Here is an 11970-nt window from a genome sequence, read left to right as displayed (position 1 = left end):
CAAGCCAATGGAGACATCGATGAAGACGTTCCTGCATCGCCTGGCGCGTGGCGCGACGGCCCTCGCGGCCGTGAGCGGGCTCGCCGCCTGCGACAACATTCTCGAGGTCGAGTTCCCTGGGCAGATTCCCACGGAGCAGATCGGCGATCCATCGCTTGCCGCCGTCCTCGTTAGGTCGGCCGTCGGCGACTTCGAGTGCGCGTACAGCAACTACATGTCCGGCTCGGCGGTGCATTCCGACGAGTACGAGACGGCGAATTCCAACGTGCCGCTGGCCAACTGGGGAGAGCGCACGATTTCACCCGACGAGACCGACTACTCGATCGGCACGTGCGAAGGCAACTTCGGCATGAACCTGACGCTGCACACGGCGCGGTTGCAGGCCGAGGATGCCACGAAGAAGCTCGGGGCCTGGACCGATGCGCAGGTGGCGGGGCGTGCCTCACTGCAGGCGCAGGCGAAGGTCTACGCGGCCTATTCGTACCTGCTGATGGGCGAGGGATTCTGCGAGGTCGCGTTTGACGGTGCGGCCCGACAGCCCCCGACCGCGGCACTCACGGCGGCGGAGTCGAGATTTGCCGAGGGCATCACCCTCGCGCAGGCCTCGGGCAACACGGACATGCTGAACCTGGCGCGCGTCGGCATGGCGCGCACCAAGATGGACCTCAAGAAGTGGGCGGAGGCGGCGACCTTTGCCGCGGCCGTGGCCGACGGCTACACCAAGAATGTCGATCGGGGCCAGGAGACCACGCGCCGCCACAACAAGCTCTGGCGTCTCGCCGAACAGACCGGCGCGTACACCGTGGCGACGGCATATCGAAGCATCGCCGACCCGCGTGTCCTCGTCGCAGATGCGGGGCGTGGCTCGTTCAACGCCGAAGTACGGCTCTGGGTGACGAAGAAGTACACGGGGCTCACCTCGCCCATGCGTCTGGCGAGCAAGATCGAGGCGAACCTGATTCAAGCCGAGGCGTTGGCGCAGCAGGGGCAGGTCGGGCCGGCCATGACGATCATCAATGCTCGGCGTGCGGCGGTCAGCCTTCCGGCGCTCACGGCGACCACGCAAGCAGAGGCGGTTGCCCACGTCATCGAAGAGCGCCGAAAGGAACTGAGCTTCGAAGGGGGCCACCGCCTGAACGATCTTCTTCGTTACAACATCGTGTGGAAGACCGGGTCGAACCCGTTCACCAATCGTCCGTACGGCAGCACGCGCTGCTGGCCGCACCCGACGCGTGAGATCAACGGCGTGTAGCGGGAGCGTTCGTGGCGGTGATCTGGTCTCGATCGCGAGTCGGCGGCACCGGACATTCCGGTGCCGCCGATTCGTTGAGAGGTGGCCGATATTGCGCCTCCGCCAGATCTCGGTATTTTCTCCGCACCATCGCACCCTCAACGTCCACCCTGCAGCGAGGAGGTGATCCATTGTCTACTGACCCAAGAACGGCGCGGATCGCCAGAGGCTGGTAAGCGTCACGTACCACCATCCGCACTGGCTGTCCGGCGCACCGCGCCGAGCGGTCACGTAACACGGGGGCCATGTCGCGTTAGGGCGCGACGTGGCCCCTGAACCGTTGGGGCCGTGGCGGACGGGTGGCATTGCGTCGCTGGCGCGACGAGGGCGTCGCCTCCAGCGGGCCACCGGGATCGACGTCGGTCGCGGAGCGCCGCTATCGCTTGGGGCGCGGAGACTCGATGAACCCCGGAAACCAGATGTCCACACAGGTGGGGCACATTCCGTGTGTGAACTCGGCTTCCGAGTGGTCGCGGATGTAGACCTCGAGCGGTTGCCAGTCACCGACGTCGTCGCGGATCTTCTTGCACCCGGAGCAGATGGGGAGGAGGCCGGTGAGGGTCTTCACCTGCCCGAGCGCGTCCTGCAACTCCGTGATGAGGCGTGCCTGCTCGTCCTGCCATCGTTGGCGCTCCGTCACGTCCTGGAGGACGACAATGCGCGCTTCGGCGCTGGCGTCGCGGCCGGCGACCGTCAGGACGCGCACATCGAAGACACGATCGCCGATCTCGAGCGCGTGGTGTGGGGGCGGATCGCTGGCGCCTGACGCCGGCGCTGCCGAGAGGGCTCGCTGCAGGACGTCGGACATGGCGCCGATCGGCAGCCGGCACTGCTCCAGCGTCATCCCCACGAGTCGTGCAGGGACGACACCGGCGAGCGAGGCGAAATGCTGGTTGACGTCCAGGATGCGCCCCTCGCGATCGACGATGAGGATCCCCTCGTGAAGGGTGTCGACGAGCACCTGACGCGCGACGGGGACGAGATCGAGGATTCGGTGACGGAACGCGCCCCACCAGAGCCCGATGCCTGTGAGGGCGATCCCGAACGGCATGGGATCGAAGGCCCGGGGGGCGATGCCAGTAATGAGCAGGATGTTCGTCGCGAGCGGGGCGACTACCCCGATGAGCAGCGGCGTGGCCTGGACCCGCGCCATCGATGCCCCTTCGCGTCGCGAGAAGAGCAGGAACGCGATGCTCGAGAGGATCAGCGCGTAGGCATAGCCAGTGAAGAGCCAGTACACCGGGCCGAAGGAGATGGCGGCGACGTGCGTGAGCTCGTAGGCCTCGCCAAACGAGACGTTGCTGACCATCCCGGCAGCGTCTCGATACGAGGCGACGTGTCCCAACACGGGAATGGCGAAGAAGGCCGCCAGCTGCCAGCGGCTGAGGCGCGTGAGGCGCCCGGTGCGCTGGGCGATGAAGAGGAAGCTGGAGGTGGTGGCGAGGCCGATCGCGAGATACTTCACGCTGAGCAGCACACGCGCTGTCAGGGGATCGGCGACCGCCATCGCCGCAACCAGGAAGGCCCACGCCCAGGCCGCACCCGAGAAGGCGAGGAAGTGCAGGGCGCCGGGAGCGCGACGGTGCCGCCAGGCGTACCCGACCGTCGCCCCGAGCAGGACGAGCACCACCACGATCAGGAGCAGGTAGTTGACCTGAGGTCGCATGCCGGAGATTCGTGACAGGCTAAAGGCGCGGAGCGGCGAGGGTCACCGGGTGGCGCCCCCCCGAGCCAGGCGCGCCCGCGCGAGCTTCTTGATCAACGTCAGCGGGAGGGGATGATCTGGCTGGAAGCGAATCGTCCCCTTCCCGTTGGTCTCGAAGTCCGAGAGCTCCTCCTCGAAGTCTCGTTCAAGCGCACCATAGATGGCGCAGTGCCGCGCCGCTGCGCCGAAATGGAAGAAGGCCTTGCCGCCGAGTCGAAAGGTCGGGAGCCCATAGCTGATGCACTCTTCTGCTTGGGGTACCGCCGACCGGACGGCCAAACGCACCCGCTGCAACGCCTCCCGCTGGTCGGACGGGAGGGGGGCGAGGTAGGCGTCGATGGACGTGGGTGGCGTTGGAGGCATCGTGCTTGGGGTGCTGGTCGAATGGAACGGAGGCGCGGAGTGACGCGCCGGCGACTACGCCTTACGCGACGCGGGCGCGGCGTTGGGATTGCCGAGGCGCTTGAGCGCGAACATGGGACGCACCGGTTCGCGCCCATCCACGACGGCGGCAATGTGCTCCCCCAGCGCTGGCCCCACCTTGAAGCCGTGCCCCGAGCCGCCACCGGCAATCCAGACGTTGTCCATCCCCGGGTGGCGGTCGACGATGAAGTCGCCGTCCGTGCTGTACTCGTACTGGCAGACGCGCGTCTCCACGATGGGCGCCTTGGCGAGCGCCGGGAAGCGCCGGCGCACGAAGGCGCGCACACGGGCCAGGGTGGCGGGGCGCACGATGCGCTCGAGCGTGTCCGGGTCGATTTCGTCGCCTAACGTGTCGTCGGCGGCCTTGAAGCCGCGCGCCTCGTTGCCCGGCATGCCGTAGTAGAGGCGATCGCTGAAGTTGGCCCACGCCGGCATCGCCGGATCGGTGAAGCGCGTGTCGCCCGCGGCGGTCCCGAAGTAGAACATCTCCTGCCGCGTGGCGCGCACACGCCGTCCAATGACATCGGGAAAGAGACGGCCCAGCCACGGGCCGCAGGCAAAGAGATAGCGATCGGCGGTGAGCGTCGTGCCGTCGGACAGCGCGAGCGACGTGAGCCTCGTGTTGCCCGGCGCGCCGAGTCGGGCCGCCGCGATGCGGAACTCCCCGCCTTCGCGCACGAACGCCTCGCGCACCGCCTCGCAGGCGGCGCGCGCGAGCAGCACCCCGGCCTCGGGCTCGAACCAGGTGTGGCGCACGCCGGTGAACGAGACCTGCGGCCAGCGCCGGGCCGCGTCGCTCGGCGCGACCTCTTCCAGCGGAAGCCCGTGCCTGCGCATCCCCTCCACCGAACGGCGGGCGAAGGCATCGTCGCTCCCGTCGAACATCCAGAGCGCCCCGGTGCGGGTGAGGAATCGGCGGTTCCACGACCGTTCGGACTCGCGCCACAACGCGTACGCGCGGGCGACCATGTCGATGTACGCCGCCTGCCCGTTGTACACGGCACGGATGAGGCGCGTCTCGCCGCCTGACGAGGCGCGCGAGTTCCCGGCGCCGTACGCGTCGACCAGGGTCACGCGATGGCCGGCGCGCCGCAGGTGCAACGCGGCCCACCCGCCAAAGGCGCCGGCCCCGATCACCGCGATGTGCTCGGCGGCGCCGTGCGGTTGCACGAAGAGCGAGCGCGGCAGGGAGCGGGTGAGCGGGAGTGTCGCGAGCGCGGCGACGGCTGAGCGACGGTCGATGCTCATGGGCGCGAGAGGGTGAGGGAGGCGGCGCAGTCGGCGATGCGCGACAGGGCGGCGTCGAGTTCGCCGGTGGACGAGGCGAAGGAGAGTCGGAGGCGCCCTTCGCCGTTCGCGCCGAACGAGGTGCCGTCGATCGCCGCGACACCAAAGTATTGCAGCAGGCGATCGGCGAACTGTGCCGACGTCAGGCCGTGCCGCCGCAGCAGCTCGGAGAAGTCGGGGAAGACATAGAAGGCCCCGTCGGGGGTGGGGCAGTGCACGCCGTCGATCGCATTGAGGCCGCGCACCAGCAGGTCGCGACGCGCGCGGTAGATCTCCACCTGCGCGCGCACGGAGTCCTGCGGTCCGGTCAGCGCCGCCACCCCGGCGCGCTGGATGAATGGGGCGACGCAGGTGTGTCCATTGGTCGCGAGGACGAGGAGCGGTTCCACCCAGGGGCGCGGCGCGACGATGTAGCCCAGCCGGTAGCCCGTCATGGCGTACGTCTTCGAGAAGCCGTCGACGATCAGCGTTTGCTCACGCGCGCCCTCGAAGGCCGCGAGCGTCGGGGCGAACGGGGCGTCGTAGACGAGGCGCGTGTAGATGTCGTCGGTGACGGCGGCCAGTCCGTGCCGCTCGACGAGGGCCGCCAGGCGCGCCATGGCCGGAGCGCCTAACGCCCCGCCCGTCGGGTTGTTGGGCGAGTTGAGCAGGATGGCGCGCGTGCGCGGGGTGATGCGCGCCTCGATGTCGTCCACGTCGGGGGCGTTGCGGCTGTCGACGCCATAGCCCACCGGGGTCGCCCCGGCAAAGCGCACGGCCGAGGGATAGATCGGAAAGCCCGGGTCGGGGACGAGCACCTCGCTCCCCGGCTCGGCGGTCGCGAGGATCGCGTAGAAGACTGCCGTCTTCGCGCTGGGCGTCACCAGCACCTGATCGGGGTGCGCGCGCACGCCGCGCGTGCGGAGGTCGTCGACGATGGCCGCGCGCAGCTCGGGGATCCCGTTGACCGCGACGTAGCGCGCATCGCCATCGCGTAGCGCCTGGATCGCGGCCTCCCCGACGTGCGCCGGGGCCGGGACGTCGGGGGCACCCAGTTCGAGGTGAATGACGTGCCGTCCGGTTCGCTCGAGCGCCTGCGCCCGTCGGAAGACGTCGAGGGCTCCCTCGCCCGAGAGGAGCTCGAGGCGTGTCGAGAGCAGGGGCGCAGGGGTGAGCGTCGGGAGCGTCACGGCGGGTGGCGTGGAGGAGCGGAGAACTTCCCTCGCTCGAACGGCAGGCGCCAGCCCTGTCCCGCCGGAGTGCGTCCCCGGGCGACCGTTAGGCGACTTCCCGCTTGGCGCCCTGTTTGGTACGCCGCGACGTGTCGCAGGCTTCACTGCGGCGCTCGCTTGCGCCTCCCCCGACGCCGGAGTCGATCGCCGTCGCAGCTCGATCGTCCGCGCCGCCATCGCCGGCGGACTCCGGATACGACAAAGCCCGCCGCTCGCGCGACGGGCCTTGCGTGGACTGATCCAGCTCCCGAGGAGGGACTCGAACCCCCGACATGGTGATTAACAGTCACCCGCTCTACCAACTGAGCTACTCGGGATCAGGCGGCGAAAAGTAGACGGGCCCCCAAGCCGGGTCAACCCGCCACGCCCACTCCGTAAAGGGCGAGGCAAATCCTTCCCAGTGCTGCGGTTACGGCGAACGTCGGCGCCGGGCAACCGGCCATCGAGGGGCCGGAAAGCGCCCCCCGCCGCGTCTACATCCGCTTCAACTGGTCGATGAGAGACTGCCGGATGTCACGCAACTCGCGCACGATCCGCACCTCGGGATTGGTGCGTGTGAGGAACGGGAGCGCCGTCTCGTTTCCGGTGAGCAGGAAGTCGCTGATGATGATGCGGTACCAGATGTCGTCGCGCACGGGGCTGCCGCCAACCATGAGGACACCGCTCGAGTCGAAGGCGGCCCCCGACGCGTGCAGGAAACCGCCGCTCCCGGCGCTCTGGCGCCCGATGGTGAGCACCTGGCGCAGGAGCCGTCCGGTGAAGTCGGCGCGCACCGTGTTCCCCCCAAACGGGAGAATGCGGATGACGTCGTACTGGGTGAGCGGCCCCGGCGGGACGACGTCATCGATCCGAATCGACCCGCCGTTGAAGATGGCCACCTCGGCGTCGCTGGCCTCGGCGCGCATCCCGGCGAGGATCGCGTCGCTCAGCGCGCCGCTGCGCGTGCGCACGACCGTCTCGCGCCCATCGAGCGGGGCGCGTAGTGTGGCGACGAGCTGTTCTGGGGCGAACCCCTGGCTCCGGTAGCCGGCGAAAGCGGCGTCAATCCATCGCTGCACCTCGACGTTGACAGCGCTGTCGGGGCGCATGGCGTCGGTGATGGGGATGAGCGTGCTGGTGATGCGGGGACGTGTGCCGCGCGCGGCGGGCTCGATCCGCACCACGGCGACGGTCCGCACGTTCGCGTCGCCCTTGATGATGGGGGTGAAGTTGGGGCCGCGTTGCAGGAGGTAGTTCTCGTGCTCGTGGCCGCCGAGGATCACGTCGATCGACGGGATCTCTTCCGCGACGCGCTGGTCCTGCGCCACGCTCAGGTGGGTGAGCCCGATGAGGATGTCGACCGAATCCCGGATCATCGCGGCGTGCTGCCGCAGCGAGGCCAGGGGGTCGGTGTAGCGCACCCACGGCTGGGGGTTGGACGGGATGACGACGCCCACCAGCCCCACGCGCAGCGTCCGACCGCCAGACGCAACGGAGACGATCGCATGCGGGAGGATCCCCGGGAATGGCCGCCCGGCGCTGTCGGTCACGTTGGAGGCGACGTACTTGAAGCGGGACTCGGCGACGCGCGCACGAAAGGCGTTCTCGCCGATGTCGAACTCGTGGTTGCCTAACGTGGTCCAGTCGAGCCCCGTGGCGTTGAGCACCGCGACCATCTGCTTCCCGGCCAGCCGTTCCCCGTTCACGCGGGCGGTGCCGAGCGCCGACGGCGAGTAGAGGTCGCCGCCCAGCGTGGTGAGGACGGGGCCCACGGAGTCGGCGAGGCGCTGGCGCAGGGCGGCGACGCGCGCGAGTCCTCCGGAGCGCCCCCCCTCCACTGGGGTGATCTCGTAGATGTCGTTGAAGTGGAGGACGGTGAGGTGTGGTGTGTCGTTCGCTGGTGGCGGGGGGGCCCCCACCGTTCCGCGCGCACCGGGCGTACAGGCGACCAGGAGGGTTGCGACGAACGGGGCGACGGCGACGGCAAGACGAGACATCACGACCTCAGGCTGTGCGAGTCGGAAGGGAAGCTAGCCGCGGCGTGCGGGAGCGTCATCGCCGAAAGCCCCGACGCCGGGCCCGCTTCCCCCACACGCATCACGCCCCCACGTTGCTACCCACGCCTCGCCCTGCCCCCAGCGTTCGCCGGGGCGTGCGTGCCGACCCCAGCGTTCGCGGGGGCGTGCGTTCCGCCTTCAGATCTTCTCATGCGTCCTCTCGCCATCATCACCGGTGCCAGTGAAGGGATCGGTCGAGATCTCGCCGATCTCTATGCCTCGGATGGGCACGACGTTCTGCTCGTGGCGCGCCGCGACGCAGCGCTGCGTGCGCTGGCCGCGGAGCTCGAACAACGTCATGGCATCACGGCCACGGTGGTCGCCGCCGACCTCGCGTCGCGCGCCGGGTGCGACGCCGTCGTGGCCGCGTGCGCGGGGCACGAGTCGCGGGTGGTCGCGCTGGTGAACAACGCGGGGCTCGGGGCGGTGGGATGGTTCCACGAGATCGCGTGGGAGCGCGAGCAGGTGCAACTCGACGTGAACGTCACGGCGCTCACCTACCTCACCTTTCGCGTGCTGCCGTGGCTGCGCCGGAACGGGCGGGGACACATCATGCAGATGGCGTCGGTCGCGGGCTTTCAGCCGGGGCCGTTGTCGGCGGTCTACTACGCCAGCAAGGCGTACGTGGTCTCGTTCAGCGAGGCGCTGCACAACGAGTCCATCGGGAGCGGGGTCACGGTGACGGCGGTCTGCCCCGGTCCGACGAACACGGGATTCCAGCGCGTCTCGGGCGTGGTGTCCGGGGCTCGCGCGGGGGGGGCGCCGCCGATGTCGTCGCGCGCGGTGGCGGAGCTGGCGTATCGCGGGACGCGCGCCGGGAAGCGGATCGTGTACGCCGGCTTTCGCAATCGTGTGGCGTCGATGCTGGGCCGCTACATGCCGCGCAGCTGGTCGGCGGCGGTGGTGCGGCGCATCCAGCGCTCGCGGCTCGGCTAGTGTGAGGGGTGGACGGCGCGTGCGGTGCTGCCGAGCGATCGCTGTACACGCGAGGGATCGCCTTGCCGAAACGCCCCGCTGAATCACCTCGCTGAGGCGCCGCGCGGTCCCTTCGCTTGCCAAACTATCGCCGCGCCGCCGCGCCGCGCCTGGATGATGGGTTCACCTGCGCCCGCGTATCCGCCCCCAGGACCTCCTGCAGGAAGCGTCCGGTGTGCGAGGCGGGGGTGGCCGCGACCTCCTCGGGGGTCCCCATCGCCACGATCGTCCCGCCGCCGTCGCCCCCCTCGGGGCCGACGTCGATGATCCAGTCGGCGAGCTTGATGACGTCGAGGTTGTGCTCGATCAGCAGTACGGTGTGCCCCGCCTCCACGAGCCGGTCGAGCACCTCGGCCAGCTTGCGCACGTCTTCCAGGTGCAACCCGGTCGTTGGCTCGTCCATGAGGTACAGCTTGCGCCCGGCGGCCTTGGCGGAGAGGGTGAGTTCGCGCGCGATCTTCACGCGCTGGGCCTCGCCGCCCGACAGCGTGGTCGCCGGCTGGCCGAGGCGCAGGTAGCCGAGCCCCACCTGTTGCAGCTGCCAGAGGGCCTGGCCCAGCTTCTCCTCATAGGGGAAGAAGCGGATCGCCTGGTCCACCGTGAGCTGCAAGACGTCGTGGATGCTCTTCCCGAAGAGCGTGACCTCGAGGACCTCGGCCTTGAAGCGGCGGCCGGCACATTCGTCGCAGGGGACGAAGACGTCGGCCATGAAGACCATTTCCACCTCGAGGTAGCCGGCGCCTTCGCACTTCTCGCAGCGTCCCCCCTTCACGTTGAAGGAGAAGGTCGAGGCGGTGTACTTGCGCTGCCTGGCGAGCGGGATCTGCGAGAAGATGCGGCGGATCTCGTCGTAGGCCTTGATGTACGTCACCGGGTTGGAGCGCGGCGAACGCCCGATCGGCTCCTGGTCGATGAGGACGACGGCGTCCAGCGACTCGTAGCCGGTGAGCGTGTCGTAGGCGCCGACCTTCTCCCCGAGGTGCTGCTTGGCGCTGTGTTCGCCGGTGAGGCGGAACTCGAGGGCGCGATACAGCACGTCGTGGATGAGGGTGCTCTTGCCCGAGCCCGAGACGCCGGTGACGGCGGTGAGCGTGCCTAACGGGATCTTCACGTCGACGCCGCGCAAGTTGTGCTCGCGGGCGCCGGTGAGGGTGAGCCACCGTGGCCCGGTACGCCGCCGCTGGTCGGGGAGGGGGATCGTGCGCGCCCCGGTGAGGTACTGCCCGGTGAGCGGTGAATCGGCCGCCTCGGACACCGGCCCGTCGAAGACGACGTGTCCCCCCTGTTCGCCCGACGCCGGCCCGAGCTCGATCATGTGATCGGCGGCGCGGATCGCCGCGAGGTCGTGCTCGACGATCAGCACCGTGTTGCCGCGGTCGCGCAGGCGCGCGAGCAGGGCGAGGAGTCGATCCAGGTCGCGCGAGTGCAGCCCGATCGACGGCTCGTCGAGCACGTACAACGTGTCGACCAGCGACGAGCCTAACGCGTTGGAGAGCGAGATGCGTTGCGCCTCGCCGCCGGAGAGCGTGCGCGTGGCCCGGTGCAGCGAGAGGTACGTGAGCCCCACGTCGCAGAGAAAGCGCACGCGGTCGCGCGCCTCGCGCAGGATGTGGTCCGCCACCTCCTGTTCGAACGGCGACAGGGCGAGTCCGTCGAGCCAGGCGCGCAGCTGGTCGATGGACAACGCCGACACGTCGGCGATCGTGAGGCCGGCCACGCGCACGTTGAGCGCGTCGGTCTGCAGCTTGGTCCCGCGGCAGGTGCCGCACTCCTTGGCCGACTGGTACTGCCGCAGGAAGACGCGGATGTACTGCTTGTAACGCTTCTCCTCGAGGTCGACCAGGAAGGGGAAGATCCCCTTGTAGCCGCGCCCGCTGTGATGCAGGAGGCGGTGGCGCACATCGGCGGCGAGCGCGAGCCACGGGACGCTCGTGTCGATCCCCTCCTTCTTGCAGTACTCGGCCAGCGCCCGGCGCTTGTTCTCGTACCGGGGCTTGGTCCACGGATCGATGGCCCCGTCGCGCACCGACCGCTCGACGTTAGGCACGATCAACGACTCGTCATACTCGAGCACGGCACCAAAGCCGTTGCACGTGGAACAGGCGCCGCGCGGATTGTTGAAGCTGAAGAGCTGCGGCGACGGGGCCGGGGCGCGCGTGCCATCGTTCGGGCACTCGAAACGTTCGGTGAAACGCAGAAGACGGGAAGACGGGAAGACGGGAAGACGGGACAACGCGCTGCTCGGCCCTTTCTCGTCTTCTCGTCTTCTCGTCTTCTCGTCTTCCTGCAACACGACCGCACAGTCGCCCTCCCCCTCGCGAAACGCCGTGGACACCGCTTCGGCAATGCGCCCCCGCAGCTCCGCTGTCGCCGAAAGACGGTCGACCACCACCACCAGCTCGCCGACCTTGGTCAGGTCCAGCTTCTCCGCCGCGAAATCGTCGACGTGCAGCGTGCGGCCGTCGGCCACCACGCGCAGGAAGCCCTGCGCGCGCAGGTTCTCGACCACCACGGTGTGCGTCACCTTCGACGACAGGCGCAACGGAAAGCCCACCTGCATGCGCGACCCTTCGGGGAGCGCGAGCAGGCGGTCCGTGACCGACTCCACCGTGTCGGGGGTCATCTCGCGCCCGCACAGCGGACAGTACGTGTGCCCCACGCGCGCCCAGAGCAGGCGCAGGTAGTCGTAGATCTCCGTCGCCGTCCCCACGGTCGAGCGCGACGACTTGGTCGGGTTCTTCTGCTCGATCGCCACCGCTGGGGAGATCCCCTCGATCGAGTCGACGTCGGGCTTCTCCATGCGCTCGAGGAACTGCCGCGCATATGACGACAGCGACTCCACGTAGCGCCGCTGCCCCTCGGCGTAGATCGTGTCGAAGGCGAGCGACGACTTGCCCGAACCCGACGGGCCGGTGACGACGGTGATCGCGCGGCGCGGGATGGCCACGTCGATCCCCTTGAGGTTGTGCTGCCGGGCGCCCCGGACGAGAATCGCGTCCTTCACAGGGGGAAAAGCTAATCGCCGCCCCCCGCTGCCGGGCG

General features: G+C 69.2%; 8 protein-coding genes and 1 tRNA gene. 2 read left to right on the top strand and 7 right to left on the bottom strand.

Annotated elements, in window-relative coordinates:
- The first annotated feature begins 19 nt into the window (after nucleotides 1-19).
- Nucleotides 20-1252: a RagB/SusD family nutrient uptake outer membrane protein gene (locus IPN47_13165; GenBank protein ID MBK9408965.1), complete on the top strand. Its 1233-nt coding sequence runs from the start codon at nucleotides 20-22 to the stop codon at nucleotides 1250-1252.
- Nucleotides 1253-1667: 415 nt separating this feature from the next.
- Here IPN47_13165 and IPN47_13160 read toward each other — a convergent pair whose 3' ends face one another.
- The 6 genes from IPN47_13160 to IPN47_13135 all read right to left on the bottom strand — a co-directional run bounded on the left by IPN47_13160 (nucleotide 1668) and on the right by IPN47_13135 (nucleotide 7893).
- Nucleotides 1668-2957, bottom strand: a complete 1290-nt coding sequence (locus tag IPN47_13160) for a PAS domain-containing protein (protein MBK9408964.1) — start codon at nucleotides 2955-2957, stop codon at nucleotides 1668-1670.
- 42 nt (nucleotides 2958-2999) lie between these two features.
- Nucleotides 3000-3359, bottom strand: a complete 360-nt coding sequence (locus IPN47_13155) for a DUF1801 domain-containing protein (protein MBK9408963.1) — start codon at nucleotides 3357-3359, stop codon at nucleotides 3000-3002.
- Nucleotides 3360-3413: 54 nt separating this feature from the next.
- Complete coding sequence (locus tag IPN47_13150; protein MBK9408962.1) at nucleotides 3414-4667, bottom strand: FAD-dependent oxidoreductase; 1254 nt, start codon at nucleotides 4665-4667, stop codon at nucleotides 3414-3416.
- Nucleotides 4664-5875: a pyridoxal phosphate-dependent aminotransferase gene (locus tag IPN47_13145; protein MBK9408961.1), complete on the bottom strand. Its 1212-nt coding sequence runs from the start codon at nucleotides 5873-5875 to the stop codon at nucleotides 4664-4666. Before IPN47_13145 ends, IPN47_13150 begins: the two co-directional genes overlap by 4 nt.
- A gap of 286 nt (nucleotides 5876-6161) precedes the next feature.
- Nucleotides 6162-6234: transfer RNA gene (locus IPN47_13140), tRNA-Asn, on the bottom strand.
- A 156-nt stretch (nucleotides 6235-6390) separates the two neighbouring features.
- Nucleotides 6391-7893: a bifunctional metallophosphatase/5'-nucleotidase gene (locus IPN47_13135; protein ID MBK9408960.1), complete on the bottom strand. Its 1503-nt coding sequence runs from the start codon at nucleotides 7891-7893 to the stop codon at nucleotides 6391-6393.
- A gap of 210 nt (nucleotides 7894-8103) precedes the next feature.
- On the opposite strand from IPN47_13135, the gene IPN47_13130 reads away from it, so the two are divergent.
- The gene (locus IPN47_13130; GenBank protein MBK9408959.1) at nucleotides 8104-8889 is read left to right on the top strand and encodes an SDR family NAD(P)-dependent oxidoreductase; all 786 of its coding nucleotides are present in this window, start codon (nucleotides 8104-8106) and stop codon (nucleotides 8887-8889) included.
- A 124-nt stretch (nucleotides 8890-9013) separates the two neighbouring features.
- On the opposite strand, the gene uvrA is transcribed toward IPN47_13130, so the two are convergent.
- Nucleotides 9014-11932 carry an excinuclease ABC subunit UvrA gene (gene uvrA, locus IPN47_13125; protein ID MBK9408958.1) on the bottom strand — a complete coding sequence of 973 codons (2919 nt, stop codon included), beginning with the start codon at nucleotides 11930-11932 and terminating at the stop codon, nucleotides 9014-9016.
- Nucleotides 11933-11970: the final 38 nt, after the last annotated feature.

Source organism: Gemmatimonadota bacterium, from assembly GCA_016719105.1.
In the GTDB taxonomy this organism is placed as follows: Bacteria; Gemmatimonadota; Gemmatimonadetes; order Gemmatimonadales; family Gemmatimonadaceae; genus SCN-70-22.
This window is presented reverse-complemented; position numbering and strand designations above follow the sequence as displayed.

What these genes read in the sequence shown, in the direction of transcription:
- IPN47_13150 (MBK9408962.1), bottom strand. Translation starts at nt 4,667, where the DNA reads ATGAGCATCGACCGTCGCTCAGCCGTCGCCGCGCTCGCGACACTCCCG.
- IPN47_13165 (MBK9408965.1), top strand. Translation starts at nt 20, where the DNA reads ATGAAGACGTTCCTGCATCGCCTGGCGCGTGGCGCGACGGCCCTCGCG.
- IPN47_13155 (MBK9408963.1), bottom strand. Translation starts at nt 3,359, where the DNA reads ATGCCTCCAACGCCACCCACGTCCATCGACGCCTACCTCGCCCCCCTC.
- IPN47_13160 (MBK9408964.1), bottom strand. Translation starts at nt 2,957, where the DNA reads ATGCGACCTCAGGTCAACTACCTGCTCCTGATCGTGGTGGTGCTCGTC.
- IPN47_13130 (MBK9408959.1), top strand. Translation starts at nt 8,104, where the DNA reads ATGCGTCCTCTCGCCATCATCACCGGTGCCAGTGAAGGGATCGGTCGA.
- IPN47_13135 (MBK9408960.1), bottom strand. Translation starts at nt 7,893, where the DNA reads ATGTCTCGTCTTGCCGTCGCCGTCGCCCCGTTCGTCGCAACCCTCCTG.